Source organism: Rhodococcus sp. PvP016 (assembly GCF_017832185.1).
Taxonomy (GTDB): domain Bacteria; phylum Actinomycetota; class Actinomycetes; order Mycobacteriales; family Mycobacteriaceae; genus Rhodococcoides.
Genome location: NZ_JAFIBH010000001.1, coordinates 1026095 through 1045038, shown reverse-complemented (window position 1 = coordinate 1045038; position 18944 = coordinate 1026095). Strand labels below are relative to the sequence as shown.

24 protein-coding genes, 1 tRNA gene and 1 pseudogene are annotated in these 18944 nt (G+C 67.7%); 10 read left to right on the top strand and 16 right to left on the bottom strand.

What is annotated here, in order from left to right; genetic code table 11:
* Nucleotides 1-5: 5 nt before the first annotated feature.
* Nucleotides 6-587, bottom strand: a complete 582-nt coding sequence (locus JOE30_RS04830; RefSeq protein WP_027506614.1) for an antibiotic biosynthesis monooxygenase — start codon at nt 585-587, stop codon at nt 6-8.
* 19 nt (nt 588-606) lie between these two features.
* The gene (locus JOE30_RS04825) at nt 607-744 is read right to left on the bottom strand and encodes a hypothetical protein (protein WP_204869602.1); all 138 of its coding nucleotides are present in this window, start codon (nt 742-744) and stop codon (nt 607-609) included.
* Nucleotides 745-1095: 351 nt separating this feature from the next.
* On the opposite strand from JOE30_RS04825, the gene JOE30_RS04820 reads away from it, so the two are divergent.
* Together JOE30_RS04820 and JOE30_RS04815 are read left to right on the top strand one after the other, a co-directional pair.
* On the top strand, nt 1096-2157 hold the full coding sequence (locus JOE30_RS04820; RefSeq protein WP_371831706.1) for a fatty acid desaturase: 1062 nt from the start codon (nt 1096-1098) through the stop codon (nt 2155-2157).
* 34 nt (nt 2158-2191) lie between these two features.
* Nucleotides 2192-2490 (top strand): annotated as a pseudogene (locus JOE30_RS04815) (C-5 sterol desaturase); the annotation flags it as partial.
* A 268-nt stretch (nt 2491-2758) separates the two neighbouring features.
* Here the strand turns inward: JOE30_RS04815 and JOE30_RS04810 are convergent.
* From JOE30_RS04810 to JOE30_RS04785, 6 genes are all read right to left on the bottom strand, one after another.
* On the bottom strand, nt 2759-3442 hold the full coding sequence (locus tag JOE30_RS04810) for a YceI family protein (RefSeq protein ID WP_204869601.1): 684 nt from the start codon (nt 3440-3442) through the stop codon (nt 2759-2761).
* A gap of 72 nt (nt 3443-3514) precedes the next feature.
* Nucleotides 3515-4531 carry an aldo/keto reductase gene (locus JOE30_RS04805; protein WP_239532485.1) on the bottom strand — a complete coding sequence of 339 codons (1017 nt, stop codon included), beginning with the start codon at nt 4529-4531 and terminating at the stop codon, nt 3515-3517.
* A gap of 68 nt (nt 4532-4599) precedes the next feature.
* Nucleotides 4600-4690: transfer RNA gene (locus JOE30_RS04800), tRNA-Ser, on the bottom strand.
* Between the two features lie 69 nt (nt 4691-4759).
* Nucleotides 4760-4957: a CsbD family protein gene (locus JOE30_RS04795; RefSeq protein WP_204870778.1), complete on the bottom strand. Its 198-nt coding sequence runs from the start codon at nt 4955-4957 to the stop codon at nt 4760-4762.
* 117 nt (nt 4958-5074) lie between these two features.
* Nucleotides 5075-5512, bottom strand: coding sequence for a nucleoside deaminase (locus JOE30_RS04790; protein ID WP_204870777.1), 438 nt, complete (start codon nt 5510-5512; stop codon nt 5075-5077).
* A gap of 32 nt (nt 5513-5544) precedes the next feature.
* Nucleotides 5545-6102 carry a tRNA adenosine deaminase-associated protein gene (locus tag JOE30_RS04785; RefSeq protein WP_204869600.1) on the bottom strand — a complete coding sequence of 186 codons (558 nt, stop codon included), beginning with the start codon at nt 6100-6102 and terminating at the stop codon, nt 5545-5547.
* A 121-nt stretch (nt 6103-6223) separates the two neighbouring features.
* On the opposite strand from JOE30_RS04785, the gene JOE30_RS04780 reads away from it, so the two are divergent.
* Nucleotides 6224-7183 carry a prephenate dehydrogenase gene (locus JOE30_RS04780; RefSeq protein WP_307806066.1) on the top strand — a complete coding sequence of 320 codons (960 nt, stop codon included), beginning with the start codon at nt 6224-6226 and terminating at the stop codon, nt 7181-7183.
* Between the two features lie 12 nt (nt 7184-7195).
* Here the strand turns inward: JOE30_RS04780 and JOE30_RS04775 are convergent, their stop codons facing one another.
* Complete coding sequence (locus JOE30_RS04775; protein WP_269320107.1) at nt 7196-7804, bottom strand: putative glycolipid-binding domain-containing protein; 609 nt, start codon at nt 7802-7804, stop codon at nt 7196-7198.
* 313 nt (nt 7805-8117) lie between these two features.
* Here JOE30_RS04775 and JOE30_RS04770 point away from each other — a divergent pair, with 313 nt between their 5' ends.
* Genes JOE30_RS04770 through JOE30_RS04760 form a run of 3 tightly spaced genes read left to right on the top strand, consistent with a single transcriptional unit; the run spans nt 8118 to nt 10512 of the window.
* Entirely contained in the window at nt 8118-9278 is a 1161-nt protein-coding gene (locus tag JOE30_RS04770; protein WP_204870776.1) for a DNA cytosine methyltransferase, read from the top strand.
* Nucleotides 9278-10087: a hypothetical protein gene (locus JOE30_RS04765; RefSeq protein WP_204869598.1), complete on the top strand. Its 810-nt coding sequence runs from the start codon at nt 9278-9280 to the stop codon at nt 10085-10087. Before JOE30_RS04770 ends, JOE30_RS04765 begins: the two co-directional genes overlap by 1 nt.
* Nucleotides 10084-10512, top strand: a complete 429-nt coding sequence (locus JOE30_RS04760) for a very short patch repair endonuclease (RefSeq protein WP_204869597.1) — start codon at nt 10084-10086, stop codon at nt 10510-10512. The genes JOE30_RS04765 and JOE30_RS04760 overlap by 4 nt, the downstream gene beginning before the upstream one ends.
* 2 nt (nt 10513-10514) lie before the next feature.
* Here JOE30_RS04760 and JOE30_RS04755 read toward each other — a convergent pair whose 3' ends face one another.
* Complete coding sequence (locus JOE30_RS04755; protein ID WP_204869596.1) at nt 10515-11039, bottom strand: hypothetical protein; 525 nt, start codon at nt 11037-11039, stop codon at nt 10515-10517.
* A 94-nt stretch (nt 11040-11133) separates the two neighbouring features.
* On the opposite strand from JOE30_RS04755, the gene JOE30_RS04750 reads away from it, so the two are divergent.
* Nucleotides 11134-12291 (top strand): FAD-binding oxidoreductase, encoded by a 1158-nt coding sequence (locus JOE30_RS04750; RefSeq protein ID WP_204869595.1) that lies wholly within the window; start codon nt 11134-11136, stop codon nt 12289-12291.
* 4 nt (nt 12292-12295) lie between these two features.
* Here the strand turns inward: JOE30_RS04750 and JOE30_RS04745 are convergent, their stop codons facing one another.
* Complete coding sequence (locus tag JOE30_RS04745; RefSeq protein WP_204869594.1) at nt 12296-13312, bottom strand: magnesium and cobalt transport protein CorA; 1017 nt, start codon at nt 13310-13312, stop codon at nt 12296-12298.
* 178 nt (nt 13313-13490) lie between these two features.
* On the opposite strand from JOE30_RS04745, the gene JOE30_RS04740 reads away from it, so the two are divergent.
* The 3 genes from JOE30_RS04740 (at nt 13491) to JOE30_RS04725 (ending at nt 16741) form a co-directional block, all read left to right on the top strand.
* Nucleotides 13491-14588, top strand: a complete 1098-nt coding sequence (locus JOE30_RS04740; RefSeq protein WP_204869593.1) for a ferredoxin reductase — start codon at nt 13491-13493, stop codon at nt 14586-14588.
* A 38-nt stretch (nt 14589-14626) separates the two neighbouring features.
* Nucleotides 14627-16042 (top strand): acyl-CoA desaturase, encoded by a 1416-nt coding sequence (locus tag JOE30_RS04735; RefSeq protein WP_037186465.1) that lies wholly within the window; start codon nt 14627-14629, stop codon nt 16040-16042.
* A 516-nt stretch (nt 16043-16558) separates the two neighbouring features.
* The gene (locus JOE30_RS04725; protein WP_204869592.1) at nt 16559-16741 is read left to right on the top strand and encodes a hypothetical protein; all 183 of its coding nucleotides are present in this window, start codon (nt 16559-16561) and stop codon (nt 16739-16741) included.
* 4 nt (nt 16742-16745) lie between these two features.
* Here the strand turns inward: JOE30_RS04725 and JOE30_RS04720 are convergent, their stop codons facing one another.
* From JOE30_RS04720 to JOE30_RS04700, 5 genes are all read right to left on the bottom strand, one after another.
* Entirely contained in the window at nt 16746-17009 is a 264-nt protein-coding gene (locus tag JOE30_RS04720; RefSeq protein WP_204869591.1) for a lipopolysaccharide assembly protein LapA domain-containing protein, read from the bottom strand.
* Nucleotides 17010-17220: 211 nt separating this feature from the next.
* Nucleotides 17221-17391, bottom strand: a complete 171-nt coding sequence (locus JOE30_RS04715; protein WP_027506598.1) for a CsbD family protein — start codon at nt 17389-17391, stop codon at nt 17221-17223.
* Nucleotides 17392-17499: 108 nt separating this feature from the next.
* Nucleotides 17500-18189 carry a ZIP family metal transporter gene (locus JOE30_RS04710; protein ID WP_204869590.1) on the bottom strand — a complete coding sequence of 230 codons (690 nt, stop codon included), beginning with the start codon at nt 18187-18189 and terminating at the stop codon, nt 17500-17502.
* Nucleotides 18190-18261: 72 nt separating this feature from the next.
* Nucleotides 18262-18561 carry a DUF202 domain-containing protein gene (locus JOE30_RS04705; protein WP_204869589.1) on the bottom strand — a complete coding sequence of 100 codons (300 nt, stop codon included), beginning with the start codon at nt 18559-18561 and terminating at the stop codon, nt 18262-18264.
* Nucleotides 18558-18911 carry a DUF202 domain-containing protein gene (locus JOE30_RS04700; RefSeq protein ID WP_307806065.1) on the bottom strand — a complete coding sequence of 118 codons (354 nt, stop codon included), beginning with the start codon at nt 18909-18911 and terminating at the stop codon, nt 18558-18560. The genes JOE30_RS04705 and JOE30_RS04700 overlap by 4 nt, the downstream gene beginning before the upstream one ends.
* Between the last annotated feature and the right edge of the window lie 33 nt (nt 18912-18944).

The window sequence follows — 18944 nt, the reverse complement described above, 5'->3', positions numbered from 1 at the left end:
AACCGTCAGGGAGTGAGCCAGCGCTTCACGCGGGCGGTGATGAACGGCAGCAGGACGTACACCATGAGGGGTGTGCTCACGAGGGTGACAAGCAGGGTTCGGAGCACCAGACCCAGCGAGAGGTACTCGGAGACAAGGGTGTTCAGCAGAAGCGACAGGGGGAAGAACGCCGACCAGATGACGATGGCCTGCTTCCACCGAGGCGGCGGAGCGCCCACCACGCGAACCGCGTCGGTGAGCGTCGACTGTGGCTCGAACCACCCTTCGACCCCCGTGAGGCGATGCGTCACATGGTCGTCCGCCACGCCCACACCACGCGCGACCCAGGCGCGTCGGAACGGTGACGAGAGCCACTCCTGCAGATGAGCGTCCGAATCGAATCGGTAGAGCACGTAGTACTCATACGGATCGGTCGAGGAACGCAGCCACCCGCCGCCCAGGAACCCGTCGAACGTGCGCAGCACGCTGATTCCGGCATCGGTCCAGGCGACGAAGTCCTGCTCACGGCCGGGCGTGATACGTCGTGCCACCGAGGTCGTGACCGCGGTACTCGTGGACGTGGACCGGTCGTCCCGGGGTTCAGTCATGTCAGACGTTCGAGAGGAGTCAGTTCTTCTCGGAGAACAGCTGGGTGTAGACGGGCGGCGCCGCGTTGACGACATCCCTGGCAGCGGACGTCGCGGGAGCCTCGACGGGCTCCGCGTCGGCGGTGACGGGTGCGAGAAAGATCTGTTCGGGTTCCATGGAAACCCCTTCATCAGTAGTTCGGTGGTGAGGAGAACGAGTCGTCCGTCACGAGGGGGAGAACGAGGCGCCGGTGAGAACCGCGGCGTGCTCGTGGTCCGAACACTACGCCACAGCCACGACGGCGCGCGGTACGACCACGCCCGGCCGCGTCGACCGTCGTCTGTGGATGCACTGAGAGAAGCCGACGGACACTCTCGGACTGTCGACGCCGTGCCCTGCCTGTGTCACACTTGTGACAGAGGCGTGACCTGAGCACTTCCCGCCCTCTCCGCGGTTCTCACCACTGCATCGACTGCCAGAACGACCGACAGCCACCGTGGCCAGACCGTCCACAGAACAGAGGCACCAGTGTCCGTCACCGCCGAACGCCCCAGAGATCGATTCGTCAGTTCGTACACCGAGTTGTCCGTCGCCGTGCGCGCCTCGGGGCTGATGTCCCGCCGTCGCGGCTTCTACTGGTCCCGCATCATCGGCACCGTGGCGGCCTTCGTCGCCGTCTGGGTCGGTGCGTTCCTCCTGGGCGATTCGTGGTGGCAGCTCGCGCTCGCCGTCGCCCTCGCCGTGGTGAGCACGCAGTTCGGCTTCCTGGGCCACGACGGCGCCCACCGTCAGATGTTCGACTCGGCGAAGTGGAACGAGTGGACGGCCCGCATCCTGTCCGGCACCTTCGCAGGGCTCTCGCTGCACTGGTGGCAGGGCAAGCACAGCAAGCACCACAACGCTCCGAACCAGATCGGCAAGGATCCCGACATCGGGAACGGGCCCATCGCCTTCGTCCCCGAGTACGTCGCGCAGCGCACCGGCTTCTACGGTGCGTTCACCCGCCGCCAGGGCTGGCTCTTCTTCCCACTGCTCACCCTCGAAGGCGCCGCCCTTCACGTCGCCAGCGTGCGCACGCTGATCGGCTCCAAGGAGATCAAGCACCGCAAGCTCGAGCTGGCGCTCATCGCGCTGCGCCTCACCATCGGATTCGCACTGCCGTTCCTCGCGATGCCGGCGGGGCTCGCGGTCGGCTTCATCCTCGTGCACTTCGCCGTCTTCGGCGTTCTGCTGGGCGGCTCGTTCGCGCCCAACCACAAGGGGATGCCGTTGGTTCCGGCCAACGCGAAGATCGACTTCCTCCGCCGCCAGGTCCTCATGTCGCGCAACGTCGACGGCGGTCCCGTCACCGACTTCATGATGGGCGGTCTGAACTACCAGATCGAGCATCACCTGTTCCCGAGCATGCCGCGGCCGAACCTCAAGAAGGTACGTCCCATGGTGCGCGAGCACTGCGCCAAGCACGGGGTCACATACACCGAGACGTCGCTCGTGAAGTCCTACGGCATCGTCGTCCGCTACCTCAACCAGGTGGGACTGTCGAAGCGCAACCCCTTCGAGTGCCCGCTGGTGCGCGAATATCGCGCCTGACGTCGGTGTGACCGCGGTCACGTAGACCGCGGCGGCGAACGAGTACTTCAATTTCAGCACCGCTCTACGGCAGAAGTGGAACAACAGCGGCGAGATCCTGATGTGGCTGCCGCTTCCTTTGCTCGGAGTCCCGCCGGCATCCTCATCGTGTGGGACCGCCTGTTCGGGACCTACGTGGACGAGACCTTCCGACCGCACTACGGGCTGACGACTCCGGTACAGACGTTCGACATCCTGACGCTCCAGACACACGAGTACGCCGCCATCGCACGGGACGTGCGGACGGCGGCGACTCTGCGACAGAAACTCGGCTGCGTCTTCGGTCCGCCCTGACATGGCGACCGGCCTCCGGCCTACCCGACATGACGACCGGCCTCCGGCCTACCCGACATGACGACCGGCCTCCGGCCTACCCGACATGACGACCGGCCTCCGGCCTACCCGACATGACGACCGGCCTCCGGCCTACCCGACATGACGACCGGCCTCCGGCCTACCCGACATGACGACCGGCCTCCGGCCTACCCGACATGACGACCGGCCTCCGGCCTACCCGACATGACGACCGGCCTCCGGGCTGGACTCCCGCGGCCGCGGCGGCTCAGGCCTTCCCGAGCGTCACCAGGAAGTCGACGGAACCGGTCGGATCCACGGTCACGAAGCCGAGCGACGGCGGCTCGATGCCGTAGTCGGTCCACGTCGCGGGAATGTTGCCGGAGGCGACGATCGTCTCGCCCGACCGCAGCACCTGCGTCTCGACGCTCACGTCGCGCGTCTGACCTTTGAGGGTCAGCGTGCCGTCGAGGGTGACGGTCGCCGTGGTGCCGTCGGTGGGCACGGTGGACAGGTCCACCGGCGACGTCACCGTGAACGTGGCGGTGGGGTTGTTCGCGACATCGAAGATGTTGCCGCGGAACTGGTTGTCGCGCCGATCGCTGTCCGTGGTGATGGTCTCGGTCTGAACCACGATCTCACCGGCGGTGAGCTGCTGGTTCGCGATCGTGGCGCTTCCCGAGACGTCCGGCGTGGTGCCGACGACCGTGACGTCGGTGCCGTTGAGCACCTCGGCGACGGTGTACCCGGCCGATGTCGGATTCGCTGCGTCACCGGCCGTGACGGTCCACTCACCGTCCAGATCGCCCGTCGCCGCCTCGGCACCGGAGGTGGACACCGACGCCGCCGGATCGCTGCTCTCGATCGACGAGTAGATGCGCGGTCCGACGACGAGCGCCACGATCGCCAGGACGACGACCACGGCTCCGGTGATCCACCATTTCTTCTTCATGGCACGAACTTTAGTTGTCGCTTCAACGTGCGGCCACCGCTGTGGCCTGGGAATCGCCTGTGAATGGTTCCGTCACCACTTCGAGTGGACGACGTCCCGGAGGTAGCGGTCGTAGATGCTCTGCACGCCGGCATCGAACTCGGCGCCGAGAAGCGCGACGCGCCCCGCCTCGGCGTTGGCACGCGCCTGGTCCACGTTGCGGGCTCCCGGGATGACCGTCGAGATCTGCGGGTGCTGCCACAACCAGGCGATCGCGGCGGCGGCGGCCGTCGTCCCCTCCGGAGCCGCGTTCGCGACCAGGGCAGAGAAGTCCCGCGCCGCCGCCACGCCCGTCTCGAACGGGACACCCGAGAACGTCTCGCCGACGTCGAAGGCCTCGCCGTTGCGGTTGAAGTTGCGGTGATCGTTCTCGGGGAACGTCGTCGACTCGTCGTACTTCCCCGAGAGCAGACCCGAGGCGAGAGGCACCCGCGCGATGATGCCGACACCGGCGTCGGCGGCGACGGACAACACCTCCTCGACGGGCTTGAGCCGGAAGGCGTTGACGATGATCTGGACCGTGGCCACATTCGGTCGGCGGATCGCCTCGAGCGCCTCCGCGACCGTCTCCACACTGACGCCGTAGTGCGCGATCGCCTGCTCCTCGACGAGGGTGTCGAGGGCATCGAACACCTGGTCGTCGCCGTACACGGCGGTGGGCGGGCAGTGCAGCTGCACCAGTTCCAGAGTGTCGACTCCGAGGTTGCCGCGCGACCGGTCCACCCACGTGCGGAAGTTCGCGAGCGTGTAGTTCTCCGGCACCTGGTCGACGCGTCGACCCATCTTGGTCGCCACGGTGACGGTGTCCCGCAGGCCGCGATCGGCCAGGAATCCGCCGATCACCCGCTCACTGCGCCCGTCGCCGTACACGTCGGCCGTGTCGAAGAAAGTGATGCCGCTGTCCACGGCGGCGTCGAGCACTGCCACGGCGTCCTCCTCGGACACGTCACCCCAGTCGGCCCCCAGCTGCCAGGTTCCGAGGCCGACGCACGACACCTGTCGGCCGGTGCGTCCCAGGGTGCGGTTCTCCATCGCGTTCATGTTTCTCATCTCGTCGGTGTACCCGAAGTTGGTAAAACGACAAAGCCCCCCAGCTGCCGAGGCAGGTGGGGGGCTCATGGCGGTGGCGGAGGGATTTGAACCCTCGGACGGGGGTTACCCGTCACACGCTTTCGAGGCGTGCTCCTTAGGCCGCTCGGACACGCCACCGGCGGATACGTTACCGGATGGGTGGCGCGGAACCGAAATCGCGACGTCAGGAGTCACATCACGGGTGCGTCAGTGCCCGGTGAGCTTGTCCTTGATGTTGGACGCTGCATCCTTGACCTTCTCCGCGCCGTCCTTGAACGCTGCGGAGGTCTGATCGCCCTGGCCTTCGGCCTTCAGGTCCTGGTCGCCGGTGGCGTTGCCCGCGGCTTCCTTGCCCTTGCCCTTGAGGTCTTCTGCTTTGTTGCCGATCTTGTCGTCGAGACCCATGTGGTGCTCCTTCGAAGTGGAAGAACATGACATCCACCCCTCCGTTTCGGCGAGGCGGGCGACGCAACGCTGCGTCTGGTGTCCTACCGGGCAGTGATACCCCGTCGATCGACGTCGTCAAACGTCGTTCGCGGTTCGAAAGAAGTCCCGGACCAGACCGGCCGCGTCGGTCTCGAGGACGCCGCCGACCACCTCCGGTCGATGCGTCAGACGCCGATCCCGCACCACGTCCCACAACGAGCCGACCGCGCCCGTCTTCGGTTCCCAGGCCCCGAACACCAGCCCGTCCACTCGCGAGAGCACCGCCGCGCCCGCACACATCGTGCAGGGCTCGAGCGTGACGACGAGGGTGCAGCCGGTGAGTCGCCAGCCGTCCCCGTGCCGCTCGGCGGCGGCGCGGAGCGCGAGCACCTCCGCGTGGGCGGTCGGATCCCCACGGTGTTCGCGTTCGTTGACAGCGGACGCGATCTCGTCACCTGCGGCGTTGACGACGACGGCACCCACGGGAACGTCGCCCGCCGGCGTGGTGCGCGCGACCTCCAGGGCGCGACGCATCCAGCCGTCACGCAGATGGAGAGGCACCACGGTCAGCGAGGCAACTTGTCGAGGACCGCAGCGAACTCCGCGGCGAATCCCAGTCGCGCGGCGATCATGCCGAGCTGCTCGTCGGGGTAGAGATCGGACTCGGCGAGGATGACGCCGAGGACCGGCTCGGGAAGACCCATGTCGCTCAGCAGATCCAGATCGCCCTCGTCCCACGGCTCGACGTCGTCCAGCTCGTCCGGATCCAGATCGGGCACATCGATGTTCAGTCGGTCCAGGACGTCGGCCGCGATGTCGTAGTCGATCGCAGCGGTGGCGTCCGACAGCAGGACCCGCGTGCCCGACGGTGCCGGACGGAGCACGACGAAGAACTCGTCGTCGACATCGAGGAGCCCGAACACCGCACCGGCACTGCGTAGTTCACGAAGTTCGGTCTCGGCGGCACTGAGGCTCGTCAGGGCGTCCGCGGACAACGGCCGGCACGTCCACGTGCCCTCCTCGCGGACGACCGCGATGGCGAACCCCTCGAGATCGTCGTAGTCGTCGGAGCGGTTGTCACCTCGACCCTGGGACGAGGTACTGCCTCCGCGCTGTGCAGCCATGCGCGCAACCGTAGTCCCACGCTGTCGCCCCGGCGTGCAGACCTCCCTGTTCAGGGGAAACAGCGGGAGATTTCGGTGTCGTGCGCCCGGCGGACGGCGCCGATGTGGAAATCTCTCCCCGGTGAACACACCCGACCGCCCCGTCTGCGTCCTGGGCCTCGGCCTCATCGGGGGCTCGCTACTGCGCGCCGTGGTCGACTCGGGTCGCCCGGCATGGGGATGGAACCGATCGACCGGCGCCGTGGACGCCGCCCGCGCCGACGGATACGACGTCACGGCGGACATCGCCTCCGCCCTCCAGCGCGCCGCCGAGGAGGACGCTCTCGTCGTCGTCGCGGTGCCCATGCCGGCGGTCGACACCGTCCTGGAGTCGGTGGCCGCGCACGCGCCGCACTGCGTGCTCACCGACGTCGTCAGTGTGAAGGCGGAGATGGCGGCCGCGGTCGAGCGCGCCGGCCTCGCCCCTCGATTCGTCGGCGGACATCCCATGGCCGGCACGTCCGCCTCGGGGTGGCTCGCGGCCGACGTCGATCTCTTCCGCAACGCGGTCTGGGTCGTCACCGTGGACGACGACACCGACCCCGACGCCTGGATCGCGGTCGCCGATCTCGCACTGTCCTCCGGATCCGTCGTCGTCCCGGCCCGAGCCGACGACCACGATCGCGCCGTCGCCCGCGTGTCCCATCTCCCGCATCTGCTGGCAGAAGCACTCGCCGCGGTGGGCGCGCAGGGCGGAGAGCTCACGCTGCGGCTGGCAGCCGGCTCGTTCCGCGACGGCACCCGCGTGGCAGGAACGGCTCCGGCCCTGGTCAGCGCGATGTGCGATGCCAACGCGCCCGCCCTGATCGACGCGCTCGACGAGGCCCTCGCCGCGTTGAACGGCGCCAGGGACGCTCTCGTCGCCGACGCGTCGACCGAGACACTGGTGTCCGCGGGCCATGCGGCGCGACTGCGCTACGACGAGCAGTTGCAGTGGTGGGAGATCACCGACGTCGTCGTCGGCTCGCCGTCCTGGCAGAACGATCTCGTGGACGCCGGTCGCCGCGGCGGTGTGATCCAGCGGCTGCCCCGGCGGGCGTGACGGTCGGCCCCGTCAGATGCGCTCGGCGAGTCCCCGGTAATCGGCGACGAAACCGTCCGAGTCGACACTCACGGCCGACGTCCCGACGGGCGAGACCACCTCGAACTCGTGCGGACCTCGGCTGTAGGACAGAGTCTCCGCGCGGGCGGTGAGGACCGGCAGACCCACGTACACGACGGGCACCTGGTGATCGGCCGGGTTCGTCTGCAGGCCGAGGCGACGGATCGCGAGCGTGTTGAAGAAGGGACTCCACACGAGCTCGACGTCGAGCGCACCGCCGAACGAGCTGCGGGTGGGTGAGCCGTCGTCGACGAGCCAGTAGCCCTCGGAGTCGCGGCTGATGGAGACCTGCTTCTCCCCCGACGCGACCGCCGCACGCACGGACAACCGCTTGGTCACTCCCGATTCGTCCGTGACCAGGTCGTAGGACGCGGAGAACGCCGGGTGCTCGTCGCACTCGCCGCCGATGATCCGGCCGGCGGCCTTGATCCGCTTGCCGTTGAGCTGGACGCGCACCGACTCCATACGCGGGGCGCTGTGTGCGCGCCACGTCAGGATGGCCGGCCACGACGAGCCCGTCACGTCGGCGGACGACAGGGAATCGGCGGTGGGTGTGGTCACGCGTTCACGGTAGATCACCCGAGCACGACAAGTACCGGAGCCGGTCGAATTGCCCGTGAATCCGCGTCCCCGTCAGCGTCCGAGTGCCCCGTTCTCGCGAGATGAAACGGTCACGAGCAGGGTTTTCGTCCACGGTGGGCGTGAGTCGGCGCACCACGCCGCCGTCTGCGGGCGCTGCTCACAGCGGTGTCGCCCTCTCGGTCGGACGCCGTGTCGGTGTTCTCGAGTAGCCTCACTCGAGATCGACGTCGGCGTCCGGAGCCGGCGTCGCACACGACGGTGAGTGGGGGTACGCGTGTCCAGCCAGGGTGCCATGGTCGGCCTGTTCGCCGGCATCGGCGGTCTGGAACTGGGCCTGGCGCGCAGCGGGTGGTCCACCACTGCGCTCTGCGAGATCGACGCCGGCGCGGGGGCGGTGCTGCGCTCGCGCTTCCCCGGCGTTCCGCTGCACTCCGACGTCGCGACGCTGCGGGCGCTCCCCGCTGGAACAGAGCTGGTCGCGGCCGGTTTCCCGTGCCAGGACCTCTCACAGGCCGGGCGCACGGCCGGCATCACGGGCGCGCGGTCGGGCCTGGTCGACGAGGTCTTCCGACTCGTCGCCCGCAAGCGTGGTCCACGGTGGCTGCTGATCGAGAACGTGCCCTTCATGCTGCAGCTCGGCCGCGGCGCGGCGATGCGGCACATCACGCACGCGCTCGAGGATCTCGGGTACATGTGGGCGTATCGCGTCGTCGACGCCCGCTCGTTCGGCCTGCCCCAGCGGCGTCAGCGCGTCGTCATGCTCGCCTCGCGTACGGACGACCCGCGCGAGGTGCTCTTCGGACCCGACGCCGGCATCCCCGAGGCCGGCGACGCCGACGTCCTCCCGTGCGGCTTCTACTGGACCGAGGGGGTCCGCGGCCTGGGCTGGGCGATCAACGCGGTGCCCACGCTCAAGGGCGGGTCGACTCTCGGCATCGCCAGTCCCCCGGCCGTCCGGCTCCCGGCCGGTGAGCTGGTCACCCCGGGCATCTCGGACGCCGAACGGCTCCAGGGTTTCGACGCCGGCTGGACGGCCCCCGCCGTCGAGTCTCCGGGTGTCCGCGCCGGCCACCGGTGGAAGCTGGTCGGCAACGCCGTGAGCGTGCGCATGGCGACCTGGGTCGGTGAGCAGTTGGCCACCCGCACTCCCTACGACGAGGGTTCCGACACCGAGCTCGTACCCGGCCAGAGCTGGCCGTCGGCCGCATGGGGCTGTGACCGGCGCGCGTTCCGGGTCCCCGCGAGCACCTGGCCGGTCCAGCAACCGTACGAGGATCTGAGCGGATTCCTGGACGAGTCGAAGCTGTTGTCCGCCAGGGCCACTGCCGGGTTCCTCAAGCGCGCACGCTCGGGTCGGCTGCGCTTCGCGCCCGGCTTCCTCGACACCGTCGAGTCGCACCTGCACCGGATGACCGACGTTCCCGTCGTCCCCGAACCCGTCCGCGTGGCCTGATGTTCCCGTTGACGTTCGCACTCGACTTCGCCGGCGACCGTCCTGCGCCCGACGCCGATCGCGGGGAGAAGAAGAACTATGCGCAGCGCCTGTCCAACAACCTCGCGCAGGTGGTCGCCGATGCGTTGAGGCCTCGGTACCCGTCCATCACGCCCGACGCGCACGGGCTGGGCCAGGAGGCGCAGGTGGACGTCGCGAAGGGACGCAAGCGGCTCGACGTCAAGGCACTCGATCCCACGCTCGGACTCATACTGTGCGTGTCCGTCAAGACCTACAGCTTCCAGGACTACAGCCCCACGTCCGGCCGGCTCGGCCGCTGGACGAAGAACATCGTGCGCAACGACCACGAGTTGCGAGGTGAGGCGATGGTGCTGCACCAGCGTCAGCCCTACAGCGTGCTCGTCGCCGTGATGTTCGAGCCCTGGTCGACGTGCGAGGACGGCGATCCCGCGAAGAGCAGCGACATCGGCAAAAGTTCCTTCGCGCACCACGTCACGACGCTGTCCAAGCGGTCGGGCCGCGGCAAGCGCCCCGTCGTCGGCATGCCGGGCCGGGCCTGGGTGGACCTCGGGGCCGAGGACACGCGCTACGACCTGTTCGAGAAGGTGTTCATCGGTCTCTACGAGCCGGACGGCCCGTACCGGGGCGAGGTGCGCTTCTTCGACGTCGACGAGGCGCCGCCGCGCAACGGCCGTCCGTCGGATCGCACCACGCTCTCGTTCGAGGAATTCGCCGAGGTGGTGCACTCAGAAGTGGAGCGGCGCAACAGGTTCGCGCCCAGCTGGTCCGAGATCGACGACGACGAATGACGCCCGACGCTCGGGCGACGCCGCCAACGGATGCCGCGACGAGTGCCCGGTTCAAGAAGCAGAAACGGCGCGACACCAAGCCCGAGGTGGCCCTGCGGAAGGAACTGCACCGGGCGGGACTTCGGTATTTCGTCGACAAGCCGCCGCTGAAGGGCATGCGACGACGGGCCGACGTGGTGTTCCCGCGTCGCCGAGTCGCGGTGTACGTCGACGGGTGTTTCTGGCACAGCTGCCCGGTGCATGCCACTCACCCCCGCAACAACGCTCAGTGGTGGGCGGACAAGTTGGCCGCCAACGTCGCTCGGGATCGCGACACGGATCGCCGACTGGACGAGGCCGGCTGGACCGTCGTGCGCATCTGGGAGCACGAGGATCCAGCCGTGGCCGCGGTGCGGGTCACCGAGGCGGTGCGCCCCGGCGCCTGACATCAGCGCTCGTGGCGTCCCGGAGTGTCGTGCGGGCCGACGACCGGCGCATCGGAGTGTCCGAGACCGGTGGTGCGGTCCGTGACGTTCCGGTCCGTGACGTTCCGGTCCGTGACGTGGCGGTCCGCGGGATTCTGGTTCTGCTGTGCCGCGTTCGCGTCCTGGCGACGCGGGGTGCCGTCGTCGTGGACGGTCGGGTCCAGCTTGTTCGCCCGCTCCCACTCACGGTCCAGTTCGTCACGCCCGGTGGCGGCAGTGCCCTGGTGCTCCTGCGCACGCTGCTGCGCCATCTTTGCCTCGGCTGCGGCGGCGTCGGCCTCGGCCTTCGCGCGGCGTGCTTCCGCGTCCGACTTCTGGGCCAATGCCTCGGACCGCTCCACCTCCGCGCTGCGCTCGGCGGCCCGCTCCCGGATCTCACCGGCCTGCTCGACGCGCTTCTGCTTCGCCTTCTTCGACAGTGCGACGCCGACGGCGACGAGCAACAACACCACCACGACCGCGATGACGATCCAGACAGCTGTGTTCATGACGGCTCCGATGTTCGAGTGTGCGCGCACGCTGCGCGCAGAAGCGGATACCCCTGATGCCCGATTCCCACACGGCCGCCTACCCTCGACCGCCATGACCACCGATGTCGCCTCTCGTGCCCTCGACGTCCTGGTGATCGGCGGCGGGATCGCGGGGGTCTCGATCGCCTACGAACTCTCGTCCGATCGGACCGTGTGTCTCCTCGAAGGCGAATCGACCCTCGCGATGCACTCGACCGGGCGGTCGGCCGCGATGTTCCTCGAGACCTACGGCAACCACGTCATCCGCGGCCTGACGACGGCGAGCAGGGCCTTCCTCGTGGATCCGCCGGACATGGTGCGCGGAACGGTCATGACTCCGCGCCCCTTCGTGCAGTTCGCACGTCCGGGCCGAGGCGACGCTCTCGCGGAGATGTTCACGACTCTGCGGACACTGTCTCCCGATGCTCGCCTGCTCGAGACCGCCGAGGCGGTGGACCGGGCGCCGCTCCTCCAGCCTGCGGCAGTCGAGGCGGCGATCGTCGAACCGGGCGCACTCGACATGGACGTCGACGCGCTGCACCAGGGCTTCCTCCGTGGAGCACGCCGACGCGGATGCACTGTTCGTACCGGGGCACGGGTCGTCGCGATCGACCGCGTCGGCGAGCAGTGGCGGGTCGGTCTCTCGACCGGTGACACTCTCGTCGCCCCGGTGGTGGTGAACGCGGCGGGCGCCTGGGCGGACGATCTGGCCGACCTCGCAGGCGTACGGAGGATCGGCCTGCAGCCCCGACGACGCACCATCGCCGTGATGGACTCGCCGCCCGAAATCGCCGACACCCACCACCCGCTGATCAGCGACATGGACGAGTCGTTCTACATCAAGCCGGAGGGTGTCCGTCTGCTCTGTTCCCCGGCCGACGAGACACCGTGCCCGCCCGGAGACGCGAAGCCCGACGATCTCGAGATCGCCCGCGCCCTGGACGAGATCGCGGAGGCGACCGTGGTGACGAGCCGCCGTGTCCGGTCGTCGTGGGCCGGTCTGCGCTCCTTCGTCGCCGATCGCACACCGGTGGTGGGGTTCGACCCGAGCGTGGAGGGCTTCTTCTGGTGCGCGGGTCAGGGCGGGTACGGCATTCAGACGTGCGCGGCACTGGCGCGTGTCGGCGCGGCGCTGGTCCGCGGCGAGGAGCTGCCGGCCGACGTCACCGGTCGCGGCGTCGTCGCGGCAGACCTGTCGCCCGATCGAGCGGCGCTCCGTACGCAGAACTGACCGGTCAGAGCCACTTCTGTTTCCGGAACACGAAGTACAGCGCGCACGACGCGAGCAGCATCGCGCCGACGGCTCCGGGATAGCCGAACGTCCAGCTCAGCTCCGGCATGTGCTCGAAGTTCATGCCGTAGATGCCGGCGATGAGTGTCGGGGCGAAGAGGATGGCGCCCCAGGACGAGATCCGCTTGACCTGCTCGTTCTGTTCCAGACTCACCTGGGTCATCGCACGCATCTCGTCGTTCTGCCGCTGGCCCACCAGGGTTGTGTGCACCGACAGGGCGTTCTGCAGGTTGGCGCGGAACGAGTCGACGCGCTCCGTGATGCGGATCGCGTGGTCGAGCACGTCGCGCAGGTTGCGCCGCAGTTCGATGTCCACGTTGTACTTCTCCGATCCGCGTCCGAGGGCCTCGATCATCGACACGAGCGGGTGGGTCGCGCGCTGGAACTCGATCACCTCGCGGGAGAGTTCGTAGATGCGACGGGAGACGTCGGGGTCGCCGGTGAACAGCTGGTCGTCGATCTCGTCGATGTCGTTCTCCAGACCGGCGACGACCGGTTCGTACTCGTCGACCACCTGATCGAGGATCGCGTAGAGCACGGCCTCGGTTCCCAGTTCGAGCAGCTTCGGCGCACCCTCGAGCCGTTTGCGGACCACTCCCAGGTCGGGCGACTCGGCATGACGGATGGTGACGACGAAATCGGGACCGCAGAACACGTGGAGCTCGCCGAACTCCACCTTCTCGGTCTCGTCGATGTAGCGCGCGGGGTGCAGGACGACGAACAGCTGATCGCCGTAGCGTTCGAGCTTGGGCCGCTGGTGCGCCGCGACGGCATCCTCCACCGCCAGCCGATGCAACCCGAATTCGGTTGCCACCGAGTCGATCTCGGTCTTGTCAGGACGATACAGGCCGATCCACGCCATGCCACCGCACGCCCGCAAGAGCTCGTACGTACGATCCAGACTCTCCGGCTCGTCGGTACGCGCCCCGTGCACATACACGGCGTTGTCCACGATCGGCACAGTTCACCCCTCGTCGTCGCACGTCCGCCGCCCGTCGGGCAGCTACCAGGACGCTCATATCCAAACCTCGGACACGAATCTTCGTCCACCGCGACGACGGAAGCGAAACGGACTCGTTTCTGTCCACAATCGTCCGTTTACGGTCGCGGATCAGCGCCGTGGCGATAGCGTGTGACCTGTGGCAGAACGCGGCGCACGACCCCAGGTATCGGTACTCCGCCGAACCATGCTCAAGGCATTCAAACATCTGTCGAACCCGCTGAGGCCGGACGACTACTTCGAGATGATCAATCCGTTGTGGACCACCCAGGAGCTCCGCGGGAAGGTCGAGCGGGTCGAGAAGGAGGGCACCGACGCGGTGTCGGTGTTCATCAGGCCGGGATACGACTGGGGCGGGCACCAGCCCGGCCAGTACCTCCGACTCGGCGTGGTCATCGACGGCCGCTATCACTGGCGCGCCTACTCGATCACCTCCGACCCGCACGGCGACCACGGCCTGATCTCCGTCAGCCCCAAGCTGGTCCCCGAGGGCACCGTGTCCCCGTACCTGGTGCAGGGGATCAAGCCGGGCGACATCGTGCGACTGAGCGAGATCGAGGGAGTCTTCACGCTCCCCGATCCCGTGCCCACCAAACTGCTCTACATCAGCGCGGGCAGTGGCATCACGCCGATCATGAGCATGTTGCGCGAACTCGACCACCTCGACGCCATGCACGACGTCGTGGTCATCCACTCCGTGCACAGCCGTGACCAGACGATGTTCTCCGAGACCCTCGAGCGCCTCGATCGCAAGCACTCGTCGCTGCGTCTCGACCTTCGGGTGACCGAGGAGCGAGGCCGGATGAAAGCCACCGATCTGGACGAATTGTGCCCGGACTGGCGCGAGCGCGAGGCATTCTGCTCCGGTCCCGGCGACCTGTTGGACGATCTGCGCGACTACTGGAAATCCGAGGGTGACCCGGAGAAATTCCACTACGAAAGTTTCCAACCCGTCATCGGTGGCGGTGACGAAGAAGGAGAGGGCGGCACTGTCCGCTTCATCCGTAGCGACACCGACGTCGAATGCGACGGAGGCACACCCATTCTCGCGGCCGGGGAGGAAGCGGGGCTGGATCTCAAGTTCGGTTGCAGGATCGGCATCTGCCACACCTGCACCGGAACCCTCAAGAAGGGACGTTTGAGAGATCTACGTAATGGGGAAATCTCCGAGCCTACGGGGCAGGCGGTACGCATCTGCGTGAACACCGCCGAGGGAGACATCGAAATCGATCTCTGACGAGACCGATTCACATGCAGTAACAGGGAGGGTTCGTCATGAGTATCGACACCGGGAAAAAGACCGAAGTGTCCATCGAGAGTCCGCTCGCACATCTCAGCGAAGAGACCATCGAACAGCTTGCCAAGGAATTCGACGCCATTCACGACGAGGTCTACGCCGACCTCGGTGAGCGCGATCGCAACTACATCACCACGGTCATCGCGGCGCAGCGCCAGCTCGCTGTCGCGGGGCGCGTGATCCTCTTCGGCTCCAAGAGCCGCACCGCCTGGGTGGCCGGAACGGCATGCCTGGGTGTGGCCAAGATCCTCGAGAACATGGAGATCGGCCACAACGTCATGCACGGCCAGTGGGACTGGATGAACGATCCGGACATCCACTCGTCGGTGTGGGACTGGGACACCGCGTCCACCGCGGAGGCCTGGAAGCACTCGCACAACTACGTGCATCACACGTACACCAACATCCGCGGCAAGGACAAGGATCTCGGCTACGAGATCATGCGGATCGACCCGAACCAGCCGTGGTCGCCCGTCTACCTCGCGCAGCCGTTCTACAACCTGCTGCTGATGGCTTTCTTCGAGTGGGGCGTCGCGCTCCACGACCTCGACATCGAGGCCATCCGCAAGGGCGAGAAGCCCATGAAGGACCTGCTCACCGATCTGCGCGGCATCGGGACCAAGGCGCGCCGTCAGATCGTCAAGGACTACATCGGCTGGCCCGCGGTCAGTGCGCTCGCCTACGGCGCGGTGCAGGTCGTGTCGGGCGGACGCGTCTCGGGTGCCGGCAAGTCAAAGCTGGGTGCGCGGTTGCGCTCGCTGAGCTCGTCGAAGGCGACCAACTCCGTGGCCAAGGTTCTGGACAAGCACGGTGCCGGTATCGAACGCACCTTCGTCGCCACGGTGACGGCGGACTTCGTCGCCAACATCATCCGCAACCTGTGGTCGCACGGCATCATCTTCTGCGGTCACTTCCCGGACCAGGCGTACACGTTCAGCAAGGAAGAGACCGAGAACGAGACCCGCGGCGGCTGGTACGTCCGTCAGCTCGTCGGCGCGGCCAACATCGAGGGTTCGTCGCTGTTCCACCTGATGAGCGGCAACCTCAGTTACCAGGTCGAGCACCACCTGTACCCGGACATGCCCAGCACCCGGTACAAGGAAGTCGCGCCGAAGATCAAGGACATCTGCGAGCGCTACCAGCTTCCGTACAACTCGGGCCCGTTGATGAAGCAGTGGGGATCGGTGCAGCGCACCATCATTCGGCTCGCCTTCCCCGGCGGAAAGATGGCCCCGAAGCCCGGACCGTACCGCGGCGAGCGCGTCGGCGGTTCCTCGTCGAAGCCCAGCGAGGCGGCTCGTTTCCGCAACCGCGTGCCGGCGGGTCACCCCGACTCGGGCCCCGAGCACAACGGTGGCGGCGTCGAGGCGAAGCTCCCTCCTCGCGGGGAGTGACGTCGCGCTGCCGGTGACGGCAGCAGCTATCTGACGAACAAGTGGTGTCGGCCGGCGTTCTCTGGATTCCCGAGTGAATCGGGCCATAGACGTCGGTCGTTTACCGTTCAGGAGGTGCTCGACGGCCCCGACCCCGCGTTCCTGATCGGCGTGTTCGAGAACGCGCCCGAGATGATGTCGCTCTCCGCTCTGAACGGTCGCGTCCGAGTGCGAGTCGATCGCGCGCCTCGACGACGCCCGCACTGCGTTGCGCGTCGTTGCCTACAGCGGGGTGAGCGAGCGGCCCGAGATGTTCGGCATCGGGTCGCGGTCCTCCCCCGGCCTCGCGTTGTCCTCGGGCACGGTGGTCGTCTGCGCCCGCTCGACAAGCCGGACTACCGCCGGAACGTCTCGGACTCGAGATCACAGAGACGGTGTGGGTGAAGGAGAACGCCCGCGTGGCCACCACTCTCGACGCGCTGCACGCGATGGAGGTGACGTTGGCACTCGGCGATCCGGGAAGCGGTCACAGCAGCAATGGCGGCGATCGTATTGCTGGGCACTGCCTTCGGAGTGGGTGAAGGCATCGAGACCACCGAGCAGGCCGAGGCGTATCGCGCGTGTGGCGGTCGCCTCGCGCAGGGCTTCCATCCGGCGCGCCCGATGCCCGCTGCGGCGATCGAACAACTCCTACGGGAGGGTGTCAGATCGCCGCGGTGACGCGCTACTTGACGGCGCGACGCACCCGGATCGCGCCCGAGATCGTCCAGGCGATGACGGCACCGACGACGGCGGCACCCAGGAGTGCGACACCCTGGGCCAGATCGAAGTTCCACCCGATGAAGTTGATGGTCGTGTGCACGGTGTTCTGCAGGATGAAGATCACCAATGCGATCGTGAGGAGCAGAGCGATCAGAAGAGACAGCTTCGAGACGAAGCCTCCTGCGCGGCGACGTCCGGTGTGTGCGTGGGTGGTGGTGTCGGTCATGGTGGCGCCTTTCGCGATGTCGCCGGTCCTGGCCGGCGATCGAGTGAGCGGATGCTCGATGGAGTGATGGTCCGCGGACCCGCGGAAGAAACATGTCCGGTCGGTCGGTTCGAGCCAGGTGAGCGGCGAACCCGACAGTGTCCGGACACACCACGGGCGGCGATGGACCCGCTCAGGGTCCGGCGCCGCCCGGGTGTGGAGTGGTGCAGTCTTACTTGAAGGTGTCCTTGACGTTCTCGCCGACCTTCTTCACGCCGGCCGAACCCTGGTCCTTCTTGCCCTCGGCCTCGAGGTCCTTGTTGTTGGTGGCGTCACCGACAACTTCCTTCGCCTTGCCGATGGCGTCTTCCGCTGCGTTCTTTGCCTTGTCGACGATTCCCATGATGAAACCTTTCGTTCGGAGCGACGGCGGGTGACCATCGCGTTCTGAAAGGTGAGTCGAGGCTCGGCGCCAAAAGCGCACGTCCGTAAAAAGTGATCCCGGTCACAGCTATCCACCGAGTGCGAACGCTACGAGGAAGCCGAGTGCGGTGGACATGCCCACCCACCATCCGCCGTCCTTGTAGGCCTCGGGCATCAGGGAGTCCGCGAGCACGGCGAGGGTGGCACCGCCCGCGAACGCCTGGACCGTCGAGATGCCGACGTCCGGGACGGCGTCGGACAACTGGTAGCCCAGGACGGTGACCACCACGAGCACGACCGCCGTGGCCGTCCACAGGCTCATCGCCCGAGCCGCGGAGAAGTCGTGCCGGTCCCGCATCAGCGACGCACCACCGACAGCCTCCGGAACGTTGCCCACCGCGACCGCCACCAGCAGCACCAGCCCGCCACCGGACGTCAGGGAGACACCCAGCGCGGTGTTCTCCGGGACACCGTCGAGGATCGTGCCGAGCATCAAGGCCCACCCGATCGCTGCGGGCCCGAGCTTGTTCTCGATCAGATGGTTCGCCACGACGTACACACCGGCGCCCAGCAACAGCGCCGCGCCCGCGACGAGGATGCCGGCCTGCCGGAACGCCGGCTCGAACAGCTCCGACGACACAGCGGCGATCATCGTTCCGGCACCGAAGGCCATGAGCGCGGCCAACACTCGCTTCGGCAGCGTCCACCGCAGCCCGATCGCCGCACCGATCACCAGAGGAAGAGCCGTGCCGATGCCGTACAGGGCTGCGGTCAGCATCTCGATCGTCTCGTCACCGGCGGGGAGTACCCCGGACCGCGTCGTCGAGTCATCCGATGGTCGCTCTGCGAACTACAGGCCCAGGGCCGTGATCACTGCCAGCAGGACGACGACGACGGGGAGGACGAGCAGCCTGCCCACGGCACCGGGAAGGACTCCCCGGTTCATCCCGTCGATCAGTCGGGAATGGGCCCTCGTCGAGAACGCGACGGTCGTCACCGGGAGCACGGCACACAGCACTGCGAGTGCCACCAACGACGGATGATCCCGCACCGCACGAGCCACGATCAGCGCCGTGACCGCGATCGTCAGAGCCGTCCGGACTCGGGCGAGCGTGGTGCGCTCGGCCTGCAGGCCGGGCGCCTCCGTCACAGGTACAGCCCCACCGCGAACGCCACCACGGCGATCACCAGACCACCCGCGAGCAGCGCCGCCGCAGCGGGGAGAGGGAGTGAGGCCCGTCGGCGCATGGCCGTCTCGATACGGACCCAGCGCACGAACGACCCGACGGCCAGCACCGCCGCGAGGGCGAGCAGCCCCAGCACGAGGGTGGTTCTCAGCCACGGAGGCAGCAGATCCCCGCCGAACGCCTCGAGTGCCGCGGCCGTGGCCACGAGGCCGAGCGACGTCCTGATCCACGCCAGGAACGTCCGCTCGTTCGCGAGCGTGAATCTCGGATCAGGGTCACTGCCGTCGCGCAGTCCGGTCGGCCACAGTCGCACGGCACCCACTCTCGTCGGCGACGGCCCGCAGGG